At 53.2% G+C, this 19,786-nt stretch carries 16 protein-coding genes; 5 read left to right on the top strand and 11 right to left on the bottom strand.

The features are described 5' to 3' along the window. Positions 1-175: 175 nt before the first annotated feature. The 3 genes from ABLV11_RS10215 to ABLV11_RS10205 all read left to right on the top strand — a co-directional run bounded on the left by ABLV11_RS10215 (position 176) and on the right by ABLV11_RS10205 (position 4,329). On the top strand, positions 176-1,417 hold the full coding sequence (locus ABLV11_RS10215; RefSeq protein WP_004105313.1) for an MFS transporter: 1,242 nt from the start codon (positions 176-178) through the stop codon (positions 1,415-1,417). A gap of 18 nt (positions 1,418-1,435) precedes the next feature. After that, on the top strand, positions 1,436-2,869 hold the full coding sequence (locus ABLV11_RS10210; protein ID WP_032729072.1) for a glycoside hydrolase family 32 protein: 1,434 nt from the start codon (positions 1,436-1,438) through the stop codon (positions 2,867-2,869). A gap of 113 nt (positions 2,870-2,982) precedes the next feature. After that, on the top strand, positions 2,983-4,329 hold the full coding sequence (locus ABLV11_RS10205) for a carbohydrate porin (protein ID WP_348855302.1): 1,347 nt from the start codon (positions 2,983-2,985) through the stop codon (positions 4,327-4,329). Between the two features lie 343 nt (positions 4,330-4,672). Here ABLV11_RS10205 and ABLV11_RS10200 read toward each other — a convergent pair whose 3' ends face one another. The 6 genes from ABLV11_RS10200 to ABLV11_RS10175 form a co-directional block, all read right to left on the bottom strand. Then, positions 4,673-5,803 (bottom strand): oligogalacturonate lyase family protein, encoded by a 1,131-nt coding sequence (locus ABLV11_RS10200; protein WP_172598539.1) that lies wholly within the window; start codon positions 5,801-5,803, stop codon positions 4,673-4,675. A 68-nt stretch (positions 5,804-5,871) separates the two neighbouring features. Next, positions 5,872-7,158: an ABC transporter substrate-binding protein gene (locus ABLV11_RS10195; protein WP_004105307.1), complete on the bottom strand. Its 1,287-nt coding sequence runs from the start codon at positions 7,156-7,158 to the stop codon at positions 5,872-5,874. 16 nt (positions 7,159-7,174) lie between these two features. After that, positions 7,175-8,302: an ABC transporter ATP-binding protein gene (locus ABLV11_RS10190; protein WP_004105304.1), complete on the bottom strand. Its 1,128-nt coding sequence runs from the start codon at positions 8,300-8,302 to the stop codon at positions 7,175-7,177. A gap of 12 nt (positions 8,303-8,314) precedes the next feature. Then, entirely contained in the window at positions 8,315-9,217 is a 903-nt protein-coding gene (locus ABLV11_RS10185; RefSeq protein ID WP_004105302.1) for a carbohydrate ABC transporter permease, read from the bottom strand. Next, positions 9,210-10,100 carry a sugar ABC transporter permease gene (locus tag ABLV11_RS10180; RefSeq protein ID WP_004115132.1) on the bottom strand — a complete coding sequence of 297 codons (891 nt, stop codon included), beginning with the start codon at positions 10,098-10,100 and terminating at the stop codon, positions 9,210-9,212. The genes ABLV11_RS10185 and ABLV11_RS10180 overlap by 8 nt, the downstream gene beginning before the upstream one ends. 493 nt (positions 10,101-10,593) lie before the next feature. Then, positions 10,594-10,920: a cupin domain-containing protein gene (locus tag ABLV11_RS10175; RefSeq protein ID WP_004105284.1), complete on the bottom strand. Its 327-nt coding sequence runs from the start codon at positions 10,918-10,920 to the stop codon at positions 10,594-10,596. A 136-nt stretch (positions 10,921-11,056) separates the two neighbouring features. Here ABLV11_RS10175 and ABLV11_RS10170 point away from each other — a divergent pair, with 136 nt between their 5' ends. After that, on the top strand, positions 11,057-11,749 hold the full coding sequence (locus tag ABLV11_RS10170) for an aspartate/glutamate racemase (protein WP_126489742.1): 693 nt from the start codon (positions 11,057-11,059) through the stop codon (positions 11,747-11,749). 64 nt (positions 11,750-11,813) lie between these two features. Here the strand turns inward: ABLV11_RS10170 and ABLV11_RS10165 are convergent, their stop codons facing one another. The 5 genes from ABLV11_RS10165 to ABLV11_RS10145 all read right to left on the bottom strand — a co-directional run bounded on the left by ABLV11_RS10165 (position 11,814) and on the right by ABLV11_RS10145 (position 18,364). Next, entirely contained in the window at positions 11,814-12,932 is a 1,119-nt protein-coding gene (locus ABLV11_RS10165; RefSeq protein ID WP_126489517.1) for a CfaE/CblD family pilus tip adhesin, read from the bottom strand. Beyond that, complete coding sequence (locus ABLV11_RS10160) at positions 12,929-15,625, bottom strand: TcfC E-set like domain-containing protein (protein WP_126489516.1); 2,697 nt, start codon at positions 15,623-15,625, stop codon at positions 12,929-12,931. The genes ABLV11_RS10165 and ABLV11_RS10160 overlap by 4 nt, the downstream gene beginning before the upstream one ends. A gap of 69 nt (positions 15,626-15,694) precedes the next feature. Then, positions 15,695-16,213 (bottom strand): CS1 type fimbrial major subunit, encoded by a 519-nt coding sequence (locus ABLV11_RS10155; protein WP_105889121.1) that lies wholly within the window; start codon positions 16,211-16,213, stop codon positions 15,695-15,697. A gap of 29 nt (positions 16,214-16,242) precedes the next feature. Further along, complete coding sequence (locus tag ABLV11_RS10150) at positions 16,243-16,950, bottom strand: fimbria/pilus periplasmic chaperone (RefSeq protein WP_126489515.1); 708 nt, start codon at positions 16,948-16,950, stop codon at positions 16,243-16,245. 490 nt (positions 16,951-17,440) lie between these two features. Next, positions 17,441-18,364, bottom strand: coding sequence for a LysR family transcriptional regulator (locus tag ABLV11_RS10145; RefSeq protein ID WP_126489514.1), 924 nt, complete (start codon positions 18,362-18,364; stop codon positions 17,441-17,443). A gap of 134 nt (positions 18,365-18,498) precedes the next feature. On the opposite strand from ABLV11_RS10145, the gene lysA reads away from it, so the two are divergent. Continuing rightward, positions 18,499-19,761 carry a diaminopimelate decarboxylase gene (gene lysA / locus ABLV11_RS10140; RefSeq protein ID WP_049128655.1) on the top strand — a complete coding sequence of 421 codons (1,263 nt, stop codon included), beginning with the start codon at positions 18,499-18,501 and terminating at the stop codon, positions 19,759-19,761. The last annotated feature ends 25 nt before the right edge of the window (positions 19,762-19,786 follow it).

Raw genomic sequence — 19,786 nt, 5'->3', positions numbered from 1 at the left:
CGATATTCTATCGTACCGCTGGCGCGGGCGCAGGCGATGAATATTTGATCGCGATCGCATTCCTGTTATGTTAACGTTAACTTTTGTGATTAACATCATGAATCTCAGCAAAACGAAGTGAGTTTCGCTTTTTGTTAACGTTACCATAATAGCATTACTCCAACATGAGAATGTCATGATGAAAGCGCATCACTCTCACAGCTATCCGTTACTCAGTGCGTTACTGTTTTTCTTTTTCGTGACCTGGTCATCTTCAGGCTCGCTGCTCTCTATCTGGCTGCACCAGGAAGTGGGCCTTAAGCCGGGGGATACCGGGATTATCTTTTCGGTGCTTTCGGTCTCCGCGCTTTTTGCGCAGGTGTGTTACGGCTTTATTCAGGACAAGCTCGGCTTGCGGAAAAATCTGCTCTGGTACATTACCGTACTGCTGATCCTCTCCGGGCCGGCCTATATGGTGTTTGGCTATCTGCTGAAAATTAACGTGTTACTCGGCAGTATTTTCGGCGGGATTTATATTGGATTAACCTTCAACGGCGGCATCGGCGTGCTGGAGTCCTACACCGAGCGCGTCGCGCGCCAGAGCCAGTTTGAATTTGGTAAAGCACGGATGTGGGGGTCGCTGGGCTGGGCGGTGGCGACGTTCTTCGCCGGATTACTGTTCAACATTAACCCGCATTTAAACTTCGCCGTCGCCAGCTGCTCTGGCCTGGTATTCTTCATTCTCCTGGCGCGCCTGCGGGTCTCTTCTGCGCCGCACGCCATGCAGGAAGCGGTATCGGGCGGTAAAGTGACGCTGGAAGATGCTCTGCGTCTGCTGACCCTGCCGCGCTTTTGGGCGCTGGTCTTCTTCGTGATTGGCACCTGTATTTACGGCGTATATGACCAGCAGTTCCCGGTCTACTTCTCCTCCCAGTTTCCGACGCTGCAGGAAGGTAATGAGATGTACGGCTATCTGAACTCGTTCCAGGTGTTCCTGGAGGCCGCCGGTATGTTCTGCGCGCCGTGGCTGGTTAACCGTATTGGTGCGAAAAACGGCCTGATCTTCGCCGGGATGGTGATGGCCATGCGGATGGTGGCTTCCGGACTGGTGGAAGGGCCGCTGCTAATCTCCATCACGAAACTGCTGCACGCGGTCGAACTGCCGGTGCTGCTGGTCTCCATCTTTAAATACAACAGTTTAAACTTCGATAAGCGTCTTTCATCCACGCTCTACCTGGTCGGCTTTGCCTGCACCAGCTCGGTTATCGCCACCGTCCTGTCGCCGCTGGCGGGCTATAGCTATGAGAAATACGGCTTCGCCCAGTCCTATCTGATTATGGGACTGCTGGTGTTCTGCACCACCTTTATCTCCATCTTCTTGTTGCGTTCAAGCAAGTCCTCTGCGGACCCGCTGATGCCGCAAACTTCCGCTATCTGAATCAAAAGAGTAATGAATATGACCTATTCCATTTCCCGGGCTGAGCAAGAACTGCAGGCTAAACATGAAAAGCTGAACCTGCGCTGGTATCCGCGCTACCACCTGGCCGCCCGCGCGGGCTGGATCAACGATCCTAATGGCCTGGTCTGGTTTGACGGCTGGTATCACGCGTTTTACCAGCACCATCCGTACTCTACCAAATGGGGGCCGATGCACTGGGGCCACGCGCGCAGCAAGGATCTGGTGCACTGGGAGCATCTGCCGGTGGCGCTGGCCCCGGAAGGCCCGGAGGATAAAGACGGCTGCTTCTCCGGCTCGGCGGTGGTGGATGGCGATACGCTGGCGCTGATTTATACCGGGCACAAATTCCACGGCGACCCGAGCGACGAAGCCAATCTTTATCAGGTGCAGTGTCTGGCGACCAGTCGCGACGGCATTCACTTCGAACGTCAGGGGATTGTGGTCGACACCCCGCCGGGTATGCACCATTTCCGCGACCCGAAAGTGTGGCGAGAAGGGGACAGCTGGTACATGATCGTCGGCGCTCGCGATGGCGATACCGGCCAGGTGCGGCTGTATCGTTCAGCCGACCTGCGCCAGTGGCAGGATGCCGGCGTCCTCGACGAGGCGGAAAAAGAGATGGGCTACATGTGGGAATGCCCGGACTTCTTCGCCCTCAACGGCAAGCATATTCTGATGTTCTCTCCGCAGGGGCTGGCGGCTAAAGGCTATCAAAACCGCAACCTGTTCCAGAGCGGTTATCTGCTCGGTGAATGGCAGCCGGGACAGGCGTTTGTGCGCGAGGGGGCGTTTGTGGAAATGGATCACGGGCATGATTTTTATGCCCCGCAAAGCTTCCTCACTCCCGACGGCCGCCGCATTGTCATCGGCTGGCTGGATATGTGGGAATCGCCGTTGCCGGAGCAGCAGGATGGATGGGCGGGCATGCTTTCGCTGCCGCGTGAACTGAGCCTGAGCGCGGATAATCGGCTACAAATGCGTCCGGCGAAAGAGGTCGAGAGCATGCGCGGCGCCAGCTTCCCATGGCCGGTGACGACGCTGAAGAACCAGCAGACCACGATGGTGGAAAACTGCGAGGCGATGGAAGCGATCCTCCACTGGGACTGCGCCAGCAGCAACGCAGAGCAGTATGGCCTGAGCTTAGGCGATGGTCTGCGCGTTTACGTGGATGCGCAGATGCAGCGCCTTGTGCTGGAGCGGCATTATCCGCAGTATGGCCTGTGCGGCACTCGCAGCGTCCCATTGACCGAGGGGGCCGATCTGAAGCTGAGGGTATTTTTCGATAGCTCTTCCGTCGAAGTGTTTGTTAATGATGGCGAGGCCTGTCTGAGTAGCCGTATATATCCGGATGCTACTCGCCGTGAATTATCGCTATTTGCCTGGAGCGGTTCGGCGTATTTAACTGAAGCAGGAGCGTGGCAGCTGGAATAATAATTATCGAATGATCGTTAATAACCCGTCTGCGAGGATGGACGGGTTATTATTATCGTGCTTTACCCATAAAATAAAAAATATCATTTAACTAAATAATAAAGGGTTTTCCGATGAATAAAATCTGGGTCGGGTGTGTTCTGACGTCTTTATTTACCCCTCTGGCTAATGCACAGGCGCCGTTATCTCTTGAGGAACGGCTGGCGCAAATGGAACAACGGCTAAAGCCGACCGAGCAGCGGGCGGCCAGCGCGGAGGCAGAAATCCGCGCGCTGAAAGGTCAGGAGACGCCAGCGGCCACGGTGGCCAGCGCCGCACCGGCTAAACCTGCTTTACAGCTTAATGATTATGGTGAATTAAAATTCTATGGCGACGTTGAGTTTAATATGGACGGCGCCAGTCGTACCGGTAGCCTGACGTCGGTGAAAACCAGTGCCAATAAAAACTGGGCGCCGGGAGATAAAGAACGCTGGGATATTAACGGCCGCATTCTTTTGGGCTTTGATGGATTACGCAAAGGGGCTAACGGTAAATATGCCGGATTCAGCGTGCAGCCGCTGGCGGATATGAATGGCAAAATGAATCTTGATGATGCCGCATTTTTCTTCGGTCAGCAGGATGACTGGAAAATTAAAATCGGTCGTTTTGAAGCCTACGATATGTTCCCGCTTAATCAGGATACCTTTATTGAATATTCCGGCAACACGGCCAACGATCTGTATAGCGACGGCTACGGCTATATTTATATGATGAAAGAGGGGCGCGGACGCAGCAGCAGCGGCGGCAATTTCCTGCTGAGTAAAAATATCGATAACTGGTATTTTGAGGTGAATACGCTGGTGGAGGACGGCAGCTCGCTGTTTGTCGATCAGAACTATCACGGCAACGCGCTCGATAATCGTAAAAACGTGGTGTACGTGCGTCCGGTGGCGTCTTGGCAGTCTGGCCCCTGGTCGGTGGCGGCAGCAATGGAGAGTAACCTCGTTAACAATGCTTACGGCTATCAGAATCAGAACGGGCGCTGGGTCGATCAGTCCAGCCGCACCGGCTACGGTATGACCATGAGCTGGAATACGCTGAAGACTGATGCCGAGGACGGAGCGGTGGTGAACCTGAGCACCGCGTATCTGGACGCGGCGGATGAAAAGGATTTCAGCGCCGGTATCAACGCTTTATGGCATCGCGTGGAGCTGGGCTATATCTATGCGCATAACAAAATCGACCAGTTTAATCTTTCCGGCGTGAGCGCGGAGTGCGATGGCGACTGCGCGATTCTGACGCCGGGGCGCTACGACATCCATACTATTCATACTTCCTGGCAGCTGCCGAATATTATGGATATGCCGAACTTTAATATTTATCTCGGGGCCTATGCGTCATGGCTCGATTCATCGGCGGCGAAAAGCGGTAATACCGATGAACGCTACGGCGCGCGGGTGCGATTTAAATATTTCTTCTGACATCTTCCCGGGTCGCGGCGTAAACGCCTTACCCGGGCTACGGGATCGCAGAGGGCTGTTAACCTGTAGCCCGGGCAGGCGCTTTGCGCCGCCCCCGGGGAGAGAATCGGAGCCTGCAATGGATAAGGTTTCCCGGAGGCGATGCTGCGCATCTGTCCGGGCTACGGGATCGCAGAGGGCTGTTGACCTGTAGCCCGGGCAGGCGCTTTGCGCCGCCCCCGGGAGCAGCGCGCAGAGTGGCATAATTTCCCGGAATCGACGCTTGTGTATCTATCCGGGCAGCGGGATCGCTGACGGCGGTAGCCCGGCTAAGCACCGCGCGAGCCGGGACGTTGCCGAATCACTACACCTCCGCCAGATACAGCGCGGGCATACCCTCTTTATCGGAGGTAAACAGCACCCAGCGGTTATCCGGTGAAAACGACGGATGCGGATGCGTCGCCTGGCGCTCGCCCTCAATCACTTTCCACGTAGAGTCGTGGCGGCACACGGCGGTCTGCCTATCGGCGGCAATATCAAACACCCAAATAAACGGATCGTTAAGCTGGATATCGCCGGTGCTGTGCGGCGCGCCGTCGCCGACCACCAGGCTGCCATCGTGATTGCTCATCAGATGCGAACACGGAGGAATCGCCATCAACTGGCGATTTTCCAGCGTTGCCGGGTCGGCGCGATACAGATAGCGATGCGGATCGTTTTCCTGATGCGCGACATAGTAAAGCGCGGAGCCATCCGGTACCCAGAATTCGTGCGTAAAGCTCTCACCCGGCTGGTGCTGGCGAACCTTGCGCATGTTGCTGCCGTCAGCGTTGATAAGCCACATTCTGGCATCGATAGCATCGCGCGGACCTTCATGGCAGAAGGCGATGGTGCTGTCGTCAAACGGGCGGTAAATCGGGTGGCCGAGCCAGCGTTTTTCCTGCAATACCACGCGCTGTTCGCCGCTGCGCAGATCGATATTAATCAACCGGCACTCCGGCTCGGTGAAGTAGAATGCGCGGAACTTGCCCCAGTCGGTCAACGGCTGCCAGTCGCTTTTTTTGATTTCGATTCCGACCATCTGACTGCAATCGCTGTTGGCGACCCAGGTCCCGTAGGCTACCCATTGGTCATCCACCTGATATACGACCTGTTCCTCCAGCGAGACCAGATCCACGCGGCGCAGCTGCTGGTTGTTTTTCACATACCACAGCGACCGGTCGTCGGCGGAAAGGAAACCGCCAAAGGTGTTATCGCCCGGCCCGTCGGTGAGCTGGGTCGCCTGCTGGCCGGCGATATCGAGTAAATAGTAGTTCCAGTGGCCTTCAAACGCGCCGCCGAAAATCAGCTTACCGCCATCCCGGGTAAAGCATTTTTGATAGAAATAGTTGCGATGGCAGATAACATGCGGTGGCGTCATCCGGATCACCTGGTGACCGGTTTCGCTGTCCTGCGTGTGCAGAAAGCTCAGCGGGATGATTTTGCCTTTCATGATTCACTTCACTCCTTGCTAAAAAAATACCCCGCAGCCGGAGCTGCGGGGTAGGTTCCGATAACAGGCAATTAGCGCATCGCGCGGCGCAGGATGCGGTCAGACTGACGCTGGAAGTCAATTGCCGTCTCTTCCACGGTTTTCTGCCCGTAGTCGATGTACTGCAGAGAGGTGCCGAACTGGGCGACGATCTGCGGGTCATCAAAGTACGGCGACACCGAGAGTTTGGCCGGCAGGGACTGCGCCAGGCGCAGGCCCGATACCGCCGGATCGTCCTCTTTGATCGCGCCGTTTTCGGTCAGGTATTGCACCGCCACTTTGCTCAGCGGCACGCCGCGCTCAAGACCCAGCGTCTCAACCCCTTCTTTACTGTTCAGCAGGAAGTTGATCACCTTCGCCGCCGCTTCCGGATTTTTGGTGGATTTACCAATGGAGAGCATCTGCGCAGGTTTAAAGAACAGACCTGCGTCGGTAGCGCCCGGCAGCATCGGATAGCTGCCCAGCTCCAGCTTCGCTGGCGGCTTCAGGTTGTCGGAGTATTTGTTAATAGTGGAGTTCCACATATAGGTCCCCGCCCACTCGCCCTGAATCCACGGCTTCATTTCATACATGTTGCTCTTACCGAACGAGGCATAGTACTTGGTGTCCGGCATCACGTGGCTGTCGATAAGCTTTTTATACATCTGGAAGAATTCGACCCACTGCTCTTTGCTGTAGGAGAATTTCTTGGTTTTTTCATCGATAGCCGGCTGGTTGTACTTCTGAATCATATATGAATTGAGCAGCGCCAGAGTGTCCTGGTGCTCCAGCACGACCGGGTAATACTGTTTGCCCAGCTTGCTCTCAAAGGTTTTACCCGCCGCCATCAGCTCGTCCCAGGTTTTCGGGTACTCGACGCCCGCTTTTTTCCAGGTTTCATCGTTAAAATAGAAGACGCGCGCGGTCACGGAAATAGGTATACCGTTAAGCTTGCCGTCTACCGTGGTGGTTTGCAGCTCTTTGGCATCAAACTGGCTCAGGTCGATCACGTCCTTCATCTTGTTGAGATCGTAGAAGCCTTCGCCGTTTTTCGAAAAGATTGGCAGCCAGTTCCAGTTAGTTTGCATCACGTCCGGCTCGGTGCCGCCGGCGATTTGCGTGGTCAGGCGCGAAAGATGGCCGTCCCAGCCGGTATATTCCGCTTTAACGTTGATATCCGGGTTTTGTTTATGAAACTCTTCCAGCGCCTTGAGGGTCACCTGGTGACGGCCGTTGCCGCCCCACCATGACATACGCAGGTCGACATCCTTTGCCATAGAAGGCAACGCGGTAAGGCCCAAAGTGGCGGAGATTGCGGCGCTTAAAAGCACTTTTTTCATTTTAATACTCCAGGGTTCACAGAGAGATGTTCTGTTCAGTTTTGGCGTCAAAGATATGACACTTGTTGAGATCGAATTTGAAATGCACCGTGCGATGAAGTCCTTTCTCAATCATTGGCTTCGCTTCATCTGAAGGCACGCGGGCGGTCAGTTCATAATCGGCCACCTTCAGGTAGACGAAGAATTCATGGCCCATGTTTTCCACGCGCACCATCTCGCCCGGGCAGGAGCCTTCAGCAAACGGTTCATCGGAGATGGAGACAAATTCCGGACGCACGCCAAAGAACACCTGCTGGTTCTTATGGGTGTCGACCTTGCTCTGCAGTCGGTCATTTAGCGGCAGCAGCCCGTCGCCAACGGTCAGATGCAGGCGACCCGCTTGCTCAACCAGCTGGCTGGGACGAATATTCATCTCCGGCGCGCCGATAAACCCGGCCACAAACATGTTTTTCGGCTTGTGATAGAGGTTGTCCGGGGTATCCACCTGCATGATATGGCCCAGCTTCATCACGCAGATGCGGTCGCCCATGGTCATCGCCTCGGTCTGATCGTGGGTGACGTAGACGGTGGTCGCCGGTTTACCGGATTTTTTCAGCTGCTTATGCAGGTCGGAAATACGAATACGCATTGAGGCGCGCAGCTTGGCGTCAAGGTTAGAGAGCGGTTCATCGAACAGGAATACATCTGGCTTTTTCACAATCGCGCGGCCAACCGCTACGCGCTGTGCCTGACCGCCGGAGAGCTGACGCGGCAGGCGGTCCAGCAGTTCTTCCAGCTCAAGGATTTTCGCCGCTTCGTTTACCTGGGCCTCAATCTGGTCTTTTGGCAGCTTGCTCAGCTTCAGACCGAAGGCGAGGTTCTCGCGCACCGTCATATGCGGATAGAGCGCGTAGTTCTGGAACACCATCGCAATGCCGCGCGCTTTTGGCGCGAGATTATTTACGATTTTTTCGCCGATCCGCACTTCGCCGCCGCTGATAGTTTCCAGACCAGCCAGCATGCGCAGGGTAGTCGATTTGGCGCAGCCGGACGGCCCAACGATAACCATAAACTCGCCGTCCGCGATTTTCAGATCGATACCATGTACCGCCTTGAAGCCGTTGGAGTAGACCTTTTCCAGTTTGTTGAAAATAACTTCAGCCATGATATTTCCCTCTTAACCTTTAATTCCGCTGCTGGTAACGCCCTGTACGAAGTAGCGTTGTGCCAGGAAGAACACGATGATGGACGGCAGAATGGAGATACTCGCCATTGCCAGAATTTCGTTCCACGGAGCGCCTTCCGTGACGTCGATGGACATTTTCAGCGCCAGCGCGATGGGGTATTTATCCACGCTGTAGACGTAAATCAGCGGACCGATAAAGTCGTTCATGGACCACATGAACTGGAACAGCGCCACCGAGATAATCGCCGGTTTCAGAATTGGCACCACCACGTACCACAGCACCTGAATGGAGTTGCAGCCGTCAATCTGCGCCGCTTCTTCCATGTCGCGCGGAACGCCGCGCAGGAACTGAATCAGCATGAAGACGAAGAACCCCTGAGTGGCGAAGGCCAGCGGCAGGTACAGCGGCAGATAGCTGTTCAGCATGCCCATTTCACGGAACATCAGATACTGCGGGATCAGCAGTACGGTGCTCGGCAGGAGCATGGTGGTGATCAGCGTAGCGAACCAGAATTTCTTCCACGGGATTTCGAAGCGGGCAAAGCCGTAGGCCACGATGGTGGAGGAGATAATGGTCAGCAGCACTTTCGGGATCACATACTTAAAGGTGTTCAGCATGTAGTGGCCGAAGTTGTACTCGGTGCCGGTTTTCCAGCCGTTGATAAAGCCATCCCAGGTCGCGTGGGCAGGCCACAGGCTCAGGGTGGTGAAGATCTCGTGGTTCGGTTTGAACGACGCCGAGAACATCCATACCAGCGGGTAGAGCATCAGCAGGCCGACGAACAGCAGGATCACATAGCGAATCGAGCGGCTTATTTTTTCACGGCGCAGCGTCCGCGCGACTTCACGTTCAGCGACGTCCCTTGCTTCAGTGATTTGTTGGATATCAGCCATTTTTGCCTCCCTTATCGGCGGAGTAGAACACCCAATATTTCGAAGACTTAAACGCAATGGCGGCAAACACCGCGACCACCAGGAACAGCACCCATGCCAGCGCCGCACCGTAGCCCATATCGAAGTACTTAAAGGCGGTGTCGTAGATATAGAGCGAGAACAGATAGGTGGAGTAGGTTGGGCCGCCGCCGGTGATGACGTACGGGCCGGTAAACTCCTGGAACGCCTGGGTAGTCTGCATGATGAAGTTGAAGAAAATCACCGGTGTGATTAGCGGCACCGTGACCTTCATAAACATCTGCCATTTTGAAGCGCCATCGATCATCGCCGCTTCATATTGTGATTGTGGAACGTTCTGCAGCGCCGCAAGGAAGATGACCATCGCTGAGCCAAACTGCCAGACGCGCAGCAAGGTAACGGACATCAGGGCCAGAGAAGGCTCGCCGAGCCAGTTGACCGGGTCGAAGCCGAGCACGCCGATAAAGCTGTTCAGAAGGCCGTCGATAGCAAACAGCGCGCGCCACAATACGGCAATCGCCACCGAGCTACCGAGTATCGACGGGATGTAGTAGGCGGTACGGAAAAAACCGATGCCGCGCAGCTTAAAGTTGAGGACAAACGCGATCCCCAGAGCGAAAGCCAGTTTTAACGGGATGGTTAAAAAGACATACGCGAACGTCACGCCCATGGATTTCCAGAAGAGGCCATCTTCGGTCAGCATGTAGCGATAGTTTTCGATGCCGTTAAACACCGGTGGACTCATCAAATCGTACTCAGTGAAACTGAGGAAGAAAGATGAAACAAAGGGAAAGGCGGTAAAGACTATCAACCCTATGATGTAGGGCGATATCCATGCCAATCCCAGCATTTTGTTTTCATTCATACATACCTACCTGGCTTACGAGTTTGTAATACGGATTCGGGGTTACTGTCTTTCCCGCGGCCCGTGCCGCCGGAAAGTTAATGCGTTCCTGGTATGTCAGCGGTAAATCCTTCCCTGGCGATGGTTGATTGGTTGAAACTTTTCTTTCTTCTTATCCCTGAAGAACATGTGTTTTTTGATTTTGTCTTACCCGGCGTCCTGATTTTGTAAAACGCCGTTTTAATTTTATTTTATTGCTATTTATTACGGAGTCATTCGGTTGATCGCGGAAATGTGATCAAAGTCGAAACGATGTTTCAAAAAGGTGCTGGAGCGCGCATTTTGCAGAGATGAGAGGTCAGAGATACGGATGAGAGTCCGACGGAGAGAGACTGGTCAGGCGAGATTGCTTGCGACGCTAATCATTGCGGTGCGACATACTTTATGACAATTATTTGTAGCGGAAAAGTTCAGAAAATGGTGGGCATGCGCGGCATGCCCTGGAGATGAAGGGCTACTTTTGCAGAAAATCCTGACGCACAGGGGTGAAGGTATCCAGCAGCGTTCCCGCCTTGAGGCAAACGCAGCCGTGCATAATTTCCGGTTTCTTGTAGAGCGTATCGCCGGCGCTGACCACGTGCTTTTCATCGCCGATGGTGAACTCGAACTCGCCTGAGAGCACGTAGGTAAGCTGTTCATGTGGGTGGTTATGCATCGGCCCAATGGCGCCTTGTTCGAAGTTCACTTCAACCGCCATCATTTTGCCATCGTGCGCAAGAATGCGGCGCGTGACGCCATTACCCAGATCTTCAAGGGTGGTCTCTTTATGAAAAATAAACATCCGATGGTCCTGTGATTAATTGAAACAATGTTTCATTTAATCTATCCCATAATCCTGAAAAAGGAAACGATCGTCGGGAGAAGTGGAAAGTCGATCACAACTTTGTTCTACTGAAAAACTCACACAAGGAGGGATGATGAAAACGATTGGTCTGTTAGGCGGTATGAGCTGGGAATCAACGATTCCTTACTACCGGTTGATAAATGAAGGTATTAAAGCACGCCTCGGCGGTCTGCACTCTGCCAGCCTGCTGTTGCACAGCGTCGATTTCCACGAAATTGAAGCCTGTCAGTCAAACGGCGACTGGGAACGCGCGGGCGAGATCCTCGCGCAGGCGGCCTTCGGCCTGCAGCAGGCGGGCGCCGAAGGGATCGTCCTGTGTACCAACACCATGCATAAAGTCGCGCAGGCGATAGAAACGCGCTGCGACGTGCCGTTTTTGCATATTGCCGACGCTACCGGACGAGCGATTATCGCAAAGGGCCAGTGCCGCGTTGCGCTATTAGGCACGCGCTATACCATGGAACAGGATTTTTATCGCGGCCGCCTGCAGCAGCAGTTTGCTATTGATACGCTGATTCCGGAAGCTGAAGATCGCACGCGGATTAACCAGATCATTTTTGATGAACTGTGCCTCGGCGTCTTTAACGCGCATTCACGCGACTACTATCTGCAGGTCATTGACGCTCTGGCGGAGCAGGGGGCGGAAGGGGTCATTTTTGGCTGCACCGAAATCGGCCTGCTGGTGCCGGAAGAGAGCAGCCCGCTGCCGGTGTTTGATACCACAGCGATTCATGCGGCGGACGCGGTGGAGTTTATGCTCTCCTGATTCATATATGAAATCATCACCTCCTCTTGCTTGAGAGAGGAGGTGATTGAATTGAAATCTAAAATCAGATGCTGTTCAGGCTTGGGCTAAATTCAACGGTCAGTTTACCTTTATAATATCCGGCTGATTTTTGCGACACACTAAATTTGCTGACGATCAGCCGCAGCGGCGTCGGAGCGCAGAGTACCGGATAGGTGATTGACGGCAGACGTACCGGACGCACCTGATCCTGACCGTTAGCGCCCGCCGAGATCTTCACTGTTTCTGAATTTTTCATTGTCATCCAGCTGTGGGTATGGGGGTTAAACATTTCTACCCGGTAGTCTATCCGCTCGCCCTGACCGGTCCCGGAGTATGCGGTGTTATAGATGGAGAACTCGCCGCTTTTTCGCGCCGACCCGCCTTTTCCCTCATCTCTGAAGGACAGCGTCATACTGTCGCTGTTGGAGTTAAAACCATCATAAAGGCACATATCCAGCGTGGTGATATCTTCCACCAGGTTATTACCGGTCACGGAACCGGTAGGGTGCAGATCAAGCTGCACCAGTGGATTCGCACCGTTAAATTCCGGGAAAAAGATGTCCTGTCGGGAGGGCGCTTTCCCCTTTAGGGTGATATTTGCGCTGTAGTTCAGGTTACGGCTATATGTAGCATATTTTAGCTTTAGCTGGCCTTCCCATATCCCGCCGATCGGAAGATTGTTCATTTCGCTCTGCGGAAGCCAGACGGTAAGCAACCTGGCGTTAGTTTTGTAACCTGAAGTGCTGGTGTAGCAGCTAGTATAAACTGCGCTATTCAACGGTAATGTAGAGCCGCAGATTTTTGATTGCGTTGGGTCTGCTTGGTTATAATACAGCTGATCCATATAGGCCTGTAATTTCACAGGATGCGTCATGCCGCTGCGCTTTTCTTTCAGGATCATCGTAATCGTTGAGCTATTCTTTTGATGACTGCAGGTTTGCTGTACATCGTTAAACTGACAGGTATAGGTGCCGCCGCCGTCGTAATATCCATAGGTACCGGCATAGTCCTGGCTCCATAAATAGATGTCGGCTGGCGCGCCGGAAGGGATTTCATAATCCTGCAGCGTCGAGACTGTCGGAGTCGGGCCAACGGGTGTCAATGCCGCTGCAGCGCCGCTAATCATCCATCCGCAGAGCGCTAAAAATGGGACTAATTTCATTCAGTACTCTCCCTTTGGGCAGTTTCCAGCGCCTGCTTGCGTAGCGATTGTTTTAGCTGAGCCTGTACCTGAACCTGTGACGGCAATCTCTCGTAATTAACGATGGTACAGACGATACTTCCGGCATAGCGAATGCTGGCGCGCTTTTTGACCACGGTGAGCGGGCACTTGAGGTAAGTCGAGCCGGCAAGTACATATAAGTCTCGCGCCGAGCCCGGCATCTCCAGGGTAAATCCGCCATCTTCCGCCATCAGCAGCATCGTGCTGTTTAGCCCGATGACCGGGAAGCGTTTAACCGTGTCGGGGATCACTAAACGGCCGATGTAGTTGTAGCTAAAGCTGGCGGAGATCTCGCGATATCGCAGCTTCCCGGGAAGTAGCATCAAATCCTGTCTCCCGGAGCCTGTGATCAGGTTGGTGGTGCCGGACTGATTTTTACGGGAACTGTCGTTGACCTCGAGGTAGCCCGATTCATAACCCGTATAGGGGAACAATACGGACTCCTGCCCCGTCAGGCTGGCCCGGCTACCGTTTGCTGAAGCATCGACGGATAGCTCATCGGCGTCTTCGTCATTCACTTTTTTCACTGCAACCAGAACCGCAGCGGAAGGATCGCCGTTCCCCGAGCGACCGATCTGTACGCCATGGCGACTGACCGCCAGGGTCGAGCTGTAGCTACCGGTAAAGGCGGTTGTGTGGGTATGGTCCTCAATATTGTAACTGTCGGACAAATAAGCGCTGAAGTTGCCGTACAAACTGTCGAGGCGTCCGTTGATTCCGCTGTCCAGCGTATCGGTGTTAATTCCGCTCAGGCTGAAGCCCGCTTCCCGATGATTCACATTATCATCATACCAGGTACGTGACAGATTCCACGACGTCCGATCGCTACTATCCTTGCTGGTTCGATAGTCAACGCCGATTGTAGTGGACCGGCTGCGGGCGTTGTTGTCCTGGCGCGGCGTTTCGCTAAACGTAAACATCAGATAAGCGCCGTTATCATTACCGCTGCTGGAGCTGTCGTTGCGGGAGAAGACGCCAAGGCTGGTATTTACAATCCAGTTTGTCAGGCTGAAGGAGCGCGTAGCGCTCAGCTGCACGCTGTCAGATGTGCTATTGCCATCGGCCTGGCTGAAATAGTTATTCGCAAAATCTTCGCTGTTATCCCAGCGAGTATGATAGTTCGCGTGATTACGGGTACGGTTCCAGTTTAGGGAGATATTCCAGTCCCATGCATTCTGCGTCAGGCCGACGTTGACGCTTTCAAAGCAGTTGAGATCGTAGTCTTTGGCATCGCTATCGCCGGAACATTGACCTCCGCTGGTATCCTTCCGGTACACGCTAAGTGCCGGCCATTGTGGAATATGCCAGTTTAACTGCTGCATATTACCGCGGCCGCCCTGGTCGTTATAGAAAAAGCCGTTCTGTAAATCCAGATCGCCAAAGTCGCCGAGAGCCGGGATGACGTGACTGTTAATCTCCGCCGAGAAGTTGTTATCGACAGAGGCGACGCCGCCCGTCAGTTCAATATGGGGAGTGACGGGGATACGGATCCCCGCTTGCGCAGACGTCGCGCCATCATTGTTGTCGTTTTGTGATGTGCTGGTGCTCTCGGCCAGCTTACCGGCCTGAATAAACCATTGAATATGGCCATCTGTCATGTCGCCGGTTTTGGTAAATGGCACGACTTCAGTACGCGCCAGCTGGTTACTTTCATAAATCTTTAGCTGTAACGTATAACTTCCTGAGGGGAAGGAGGATGTATCCAGCTTCTGATTGCCGCCGTTCAGGTAAAATGAACCGAGCAGTTGATTGTCGCGGTAAGCATCCACGCGTGAGCTGCGGGAAAGCAGTATGGTGACGGGCGTCCCCTGACTGGCTTGCTCCTGGTTTAAGTAGCTTAGCGTAGAACCTGCGCGGATACCGTCAAAGGTATCCAACGGTAAGAATGAGAAATTAAAGTTACCACCGTTGAGATTGTACAGGCTCCGGCTGTCCATTCGCCCGCCCTGAACATAAAATCTCTGCAGAAGGTCGTAGCGATAGTAGAGTTCGCTGACGTCAGCGTCCGTTTCGGTTTCGCCATCGCTTTCGTTACCGTTCAGGCTCCAGTAAGCGCCGATGTAACTGTTGTCCGTAACGCCCAGCGCGCCGGTACCCTGCAACCAGGCCGATTTGTAGTCATCCTGAATGGAGACGTTAATATCTTGCTGGTGGACAAAGGCATTAACCACGTTATCGTCCTGGGTTGGGGGGCGATAGAGCGTCTCCTTCCCGCTTTCGGGATACCAGTCTTTATTAAGAAACAAAGAGACGGAGTTTTGTTCGTCGTTATAAATCAGCGCGACATCTTTGGTGGTCAGATAGCCGCAACCCGTGCTGTGGTTAATGACGCTGCATGCCAGTTCGCCGTGGCGCTCAAGGGGCTGGCTGAGTTTTGCTGTAATCGCTTTAAGACGCGCAGGATCGTTGTCAAGGCCCATGGCGGCGATGATTTTTTGCGGTTGATCGAACTTAACGGTATCAAGGCTAACGGTGGCAAAATATTTACCCAGATTACGTCCCGCGAGGTAGACGTCCAGGTATTCCTGTTGTCCGAGTACGATAATTTCAAATCCTGGAGGAATTTTCTCGGTACGTGCATTTGCAACATTGAGTATGGAAAATATTAATAGTCCAAGAATTGATCTTTTCATTACTCAATCTTCGTCCCTGAAATAATATAAATGAACCGAAGAGGTTTCTTCGGTTCATTACGCTTTTAATTACTGAGTAACTGGAGCCGTTGTTGCCTGGTACAGATAGATGCTGACTACGCCCTGGTAGGTGCCAGTCGCCAGAGGTTCCTGAGTTGCCTGAGCGATCTGCAGGGTTTTAGCAACAGAACCGGTCTGCAGAGCAGTATCCGGATTCGGGAACAGTTCGGTCGCTTTCATCGTCGCTGGGGTAGTTGAAAGCTTTTCGCCGCCCCAGGTAACTTCCATCGGAACGGTTGAACCGCCCAGGCTGTTAACCAGTACTGCATCGCTGGTCAGCTGCATCATGACATCTTTCGCGGTGTCGTTTGCCCAGATTTTGGTCTGCAGCTGATACGGTACCAGGCCGGTGCCCGGGATATACTGCATATCAACGTTTTTCGGCAGCGCAGAGTTGTCGACCTGAGTCATATCCAGGGCAGCGTCAACGTTTGCAGTTACGGTAATATCTTTTTGTACTGCCATAGCAGAACCCATTACGGATACCATTGCCAAAGCAAGTAAAGATTTAGAAATTGCTGCTTTCATTTACTTATATTCCATGTAATGAATGAAGATTAATGAATTGAGAAGCTTTGAGATTTCCTGGTCTTATCAATCCAGTTCCAATATTGAATAACGACGCGGTCGTAATTCAATATGTTCTTTGGTGCAAAATGGGCAGTAGGGTAAAGATTTCGCCCTACGTCTTGCCATGCGCACTCTTTATCCGCCTGTGCTTTCTTGCACAGGCCAATTTTTAAAATTTTAAAACGCTGGTTACCGTTATTGGTAATTTCCCCACCCGGCTGTAAGCTCATTTTCAGTTCGGGATGCTCTGGCGGAACGCTTACCAGAACCCCCCAGATGAGATTAATGTTGAGCTGCGTTTTGGTGCCTTTCGTTCCTTCCAGAGGGTCATCAAGTTGCGAAACGGCTTCAAATTTAACGCGATAAGTGGTCTCTTGCTGGGCGGGCTCCATCGACACCAGTCGCACCATTTTACTGGCGCCTGCCGGGAGCGCGAATTTTGGCGGCATCACCACAATCGCATTGGGATCGCCGGTTTTAATTTCGTTTTCCCTTTCTTTTGCTGTACCAGCATCGGAAATTTTGACAATAGTCGTTTTGATAAACTGAACATCGTTGGTTCGTGAAATCACACGGACATTGCCTTCACCTTGATTGTTCATATCAACGGACATCGGGTAGACGGACATATTGGCGTAACTTATTGGTGCGAGGCATGCTAATAAGAGCGCACAGAGGTTCAATTTTACATTCATGTTATAACTCCCTGTTTTTATTAATAAGATGCCTACTTTTCCGTCAGATAAGTAAAATGCTGATACATAAAAATGCTGTTTTAAATGTTAAAAACATTTCGTGAAACAAAATATATATATTGAATTCATATTGATGAAGTTAATTTTACTTAACCTTCCGTTAAGTAATGATTTAAAAATAGCGAGATAGAATGAGTGGGGTGAGTTGTCGTTTGGCATTGGAAAAAATATTTTCAATGAATGATATATGTTCAGTTAAAGCATATTCATAGAGGATATTGCATGATTGTTTTATATAAATTAAGTCCAAAGGTCAGGTGTAATCACCGTTTTTAGGATTTTTCATGCGTTGAATAAAAGTGAATTTTGATGAGTATCATGAATAAGCTTCAGACATATATTGATATGCTGAGTTATTATGATGTCGTGAATATATTAAGTCTCTATGTTGATGTTATTAAACAACAGCCATGATTATTCTTAAATCGACTTAATTATTCATCAGGCTTTCCAATGAGGACCTGACGCTGGGTATTTCATTTAATAAATGATCGCAAAAAGCGTCGACCAGCGCGGATCCCGGGCGGTGGAGCGGGCGAACCAGGCTTACGGTAAAAGGCACTTCAATGCTAAAGCGTCGGACCACCACGCCGTTCCCGGCATAATCGAGCGCGGTGAGCGGGTTAACCACTGAAATACCGACTCCGGCGCGCACCATAGCGCAAATGGAGGCGGCGCTGTGCGTTTCCACCACCATCCGCCGTTTCACCTGATGTTCATGAAACAGTGCATCGAGCAGCTGACGGTAGCTGTCGGTGCGCGACAGGCTAATATAGTTTTCACCATTAAAGTCTGCAGGCGTTAATACTTGCTTAGCGGCAAGCGGATGGCCCTGCGGCAATACGCACACTTCATTCAGGGTCAACAGGGGCGTACGCTCGGTTCCGGCGGGAGTATGCAGGGTCTCCGTCAATCCCAGATCGTGGCGCTGGGCGGAAAGCCACTCCTCCAGCAGCGGCGACTCCTGCGGGACGATTTGCAGGCTGACCTCCGGGTAGCGCGTCAAAAAAGGCTCCAGCAGTAGAGGTAGGAATGATTGGGAAAATACCGGCAGACAGGCGACCGACAGTTCGCCCTGGCGGAACTCGCGCAGGCTTTCCGCAGCGCTGACGATTCTGTCCAGGCCGTACCAGGAGCGCTGCACCTCTTCAAACAGGCGTAAACCCTGAACCGTTGGCTGCAGACGGCCGCGGGCGCGGGCGAACAGCGTTAATCCCAGCACCTTTTCAAAACGCGCCAGCTCGCGGCTGACGGTCGGCTGCGAGGTATGCAGCATTCTTGCGGCCTCGGTCAGATTGCCGGTGGTCATGACGGCATGGAAGATTTCAATATGACGCAGATTAACGGCGGGCATGAGTGTTCCTTAAGTAACGCAAGCCATATCATTTTTGCATAGACTGGCAATAAAACGATATTTTTTATTCCCCACGCGCTGTGGCGTAATCGTAAAAAAACAGAGATAACGCACACACAGCACCGGAGTTCTTTATGCCACACTCGCTTTACGCCACCGATACCGACCTGAACGCAGACAATCTGCTGCGTTTGCCCGCCGAGTTCGGCTGCCCGGTTTGGGTCTACGACGCGCAAATTATCCGCCGCCAGATTGCTCAGTTGAGCAAGTTCGACGTAGTGCGTTTTGCGCAGAAGGCCTGCTCGAATATCCACATCCTTCGCCTGATGCGCGAGCAGGGCGTGAAGGTGGATTCGGTGTCGTTGGGCGAGATCGAGCGCGCGCTGGCTGCCGGATACGATCCGCATCAGCATCCGGAAGATATCGTCTTTACCGCTGATCTGATCGACGATGCAACCCTGGCGCGGGTGAAAGAACTGCAGATCCCGGTCAACGCCGGCTCAATTGATATGCTGAGCCAGCTGGGCGAAGTTTCACCGGGCCATCGCGTCTGGTTGCGGGTTAACCCGGGGTTCGGTCACGGTCATAGCCAAAAAACCAATACCGGCGGCGAAAACAGCAAGCACGGCATCTGGCACAGTCATTTAACGGCGGCGCTGGAAGTGATGCGTCGTTATCAGCTACAGCTGGTGGGAATTCATATGCATATCGGCTCCGGCGTAGACTACGGCCACCTGGAGCAGGTCTGCGGCGCGATGGTGCGTCAGGTTGTCGAATTCGGTCAGGATCTGCAGGCGATCTCCGCCGGCGGCGGGCTGTCGATCCCTTACCGCGAAGGCGAAGAGGCGATCGATACCGATCACTATTTCGGCCTGTGGAACGCGGCGCGTGAACAGGTCGCTAAACACCTGGGCCATCCGGTCGCGCTTGAGATCGAACCGGGTCGCTTCCTGGTGGCGGAATCCGGCGTGCTGGTTTCTCAGGTTCGCAGCGTAAAAGAGATGGGCAGCCGCCACTTCGTGCTGATTGACGCCGGTTTTAATGATTTGATGCGTCCGGCGATGTACGGCAGCTATCACCATATTACCGCTCTGGCCGCGGACGGCCGCGATCTGAGCGCCGCAGCGGAGATTGAAACCGTGGTGGCCGGGCCGCTGTGCGAATCGGGCGATGTCTTTACCCAGCAGGAGGGAGGGAAAGTGGAGACCCGCCTGCTGCCTGCGGTGGTGCCGGGCGATTATCTGGTGCTGCACGATACCGGCGCTTACGGCGCGTCGATGTCCTCAAACTACAATAGTCGTCCGCTACTGCCGGAAGTGCTGTTCGACAACGGTAAAGCGCGGTTGATCCGCCGCCGTCAGACTATCGAAGAGCTGCTGGCGCTCGAGCAGCTGTAAGGCGCTGCCCGATGGCGCTTTGCTT

It is taken from the genome of Klebsiella sp. GW_Kp181, from assembly GCF_040062315.1.
GTDB lineage: Bacteria > Pseudomonadota > Gammaproteobacteria > Enterobacterales > Enterobacteriaceae > Klebsiella > Klebsiella oxytoca.
This window is presented reverse-complemented; position numbering and strand designations above follow the sequence as displayed.

Coding starts and splice junctions, on each gene's coding strand:
- ABLV11_RS10215 (WP_004105313.1), top strand. CDS start 176: ATGATGAAAGCGCATCACTCTCACAGCTATCCGTTACTCAGTGCGTTA.
- ABLV11_RS10210 (WP_032729072.1), top strand. CDS start 1,436: ATGACCTATTCCATTTCCCGGGCTGAGCAAGAACTGCAGGCTAAACAT.
- ABLV11_RS10205 (WP_348855302.1), top strand. CDS start 2,983: ATGAATAAAATCTGGGTCGGGTGTGTTCTGACGTCTTTATTTACCCCT.
- ABLV11_RS10195 (WP_004105307.1), bottom strand. CDS start 7,158: ATGAAAAAAGTGCTTTTAAGCGCCGCAATCTCCGCCACTTTGGGCCTT.
- ABLV11_RS10190 (WP_004105304.1), bottom strand. CDS start 8,302: ATGGCTGAAGTTATTTTCAACAAACTGGAAAAGGTCTACTCCAACGGC.
- ABLV11_RS10185 (WP_004105302.1), bottom strand. CDS start 9,217: ATGGCTGATATCCAACAAATCACTGAAGCAAGGGACGTCGCTGAACGT.
- ABLV11_RS10180 (WP_004115132.1), bottom strand. CDS start 10,100: ATGAATGAAAACAAAATGCTGGGATTGGCATGGATATCGCCCTACATC.
- ABLV11_RS10175 (WP_004105284.1), bottom strand. CDS start 10,920: ATGTTTATTTTTCATAAAGAGACCACCCTTGAAGATCTGGGTAATGGC.
- ABLV11_RS10170 (WP_126489742.1), top strand. CDS start 11,057: ATGAAAACGATTGGTCTGTTAGGCGGTATGAGCTGGGAATCAACGATT.
- ABLV11_RS10165 (WP_126489517.1), bottom strand. CDS start 12,932: ATGAAATTAGTCCCATTTTTAGCGCTCTGCGGATGGATGATTAGCGGC.
- ABLV11_RS10160 (WP_126489516.1), bottom strand. CDS start 15,625: ATGAAAAGATCAATTCTTGGACTATTAATATTTTCCATACTCAATGTT.
- ABLV11_RS10155 (WP_105889121.1), bottom strand. CDS start 16,213: ATGAAAGCAGCAATTTCTAAATCTTTACTTGCTTTGGCAATGGTATCC.
- ABLV11_RS10150 (WP_126489515.1), bottom strand. CDS start 16,950: ATGAATGTAAAATTGAACCTCTGTGCGCTCTTATTAGCATGCCTCGCA.
- ABLV11_RS10145 (WP_126489514.1), bottom strand. CDS start 18,364: ATGCCCGCCGTTAATCTGCGTCATATTGAAATCTTCCATGCCGTCATG.
- lysA (WP_049128655.1), top strand. CDS start 18,499: ATGCCACACTCGCTTTACGCCACCGATACCGACCTGAACGCAGACAAT.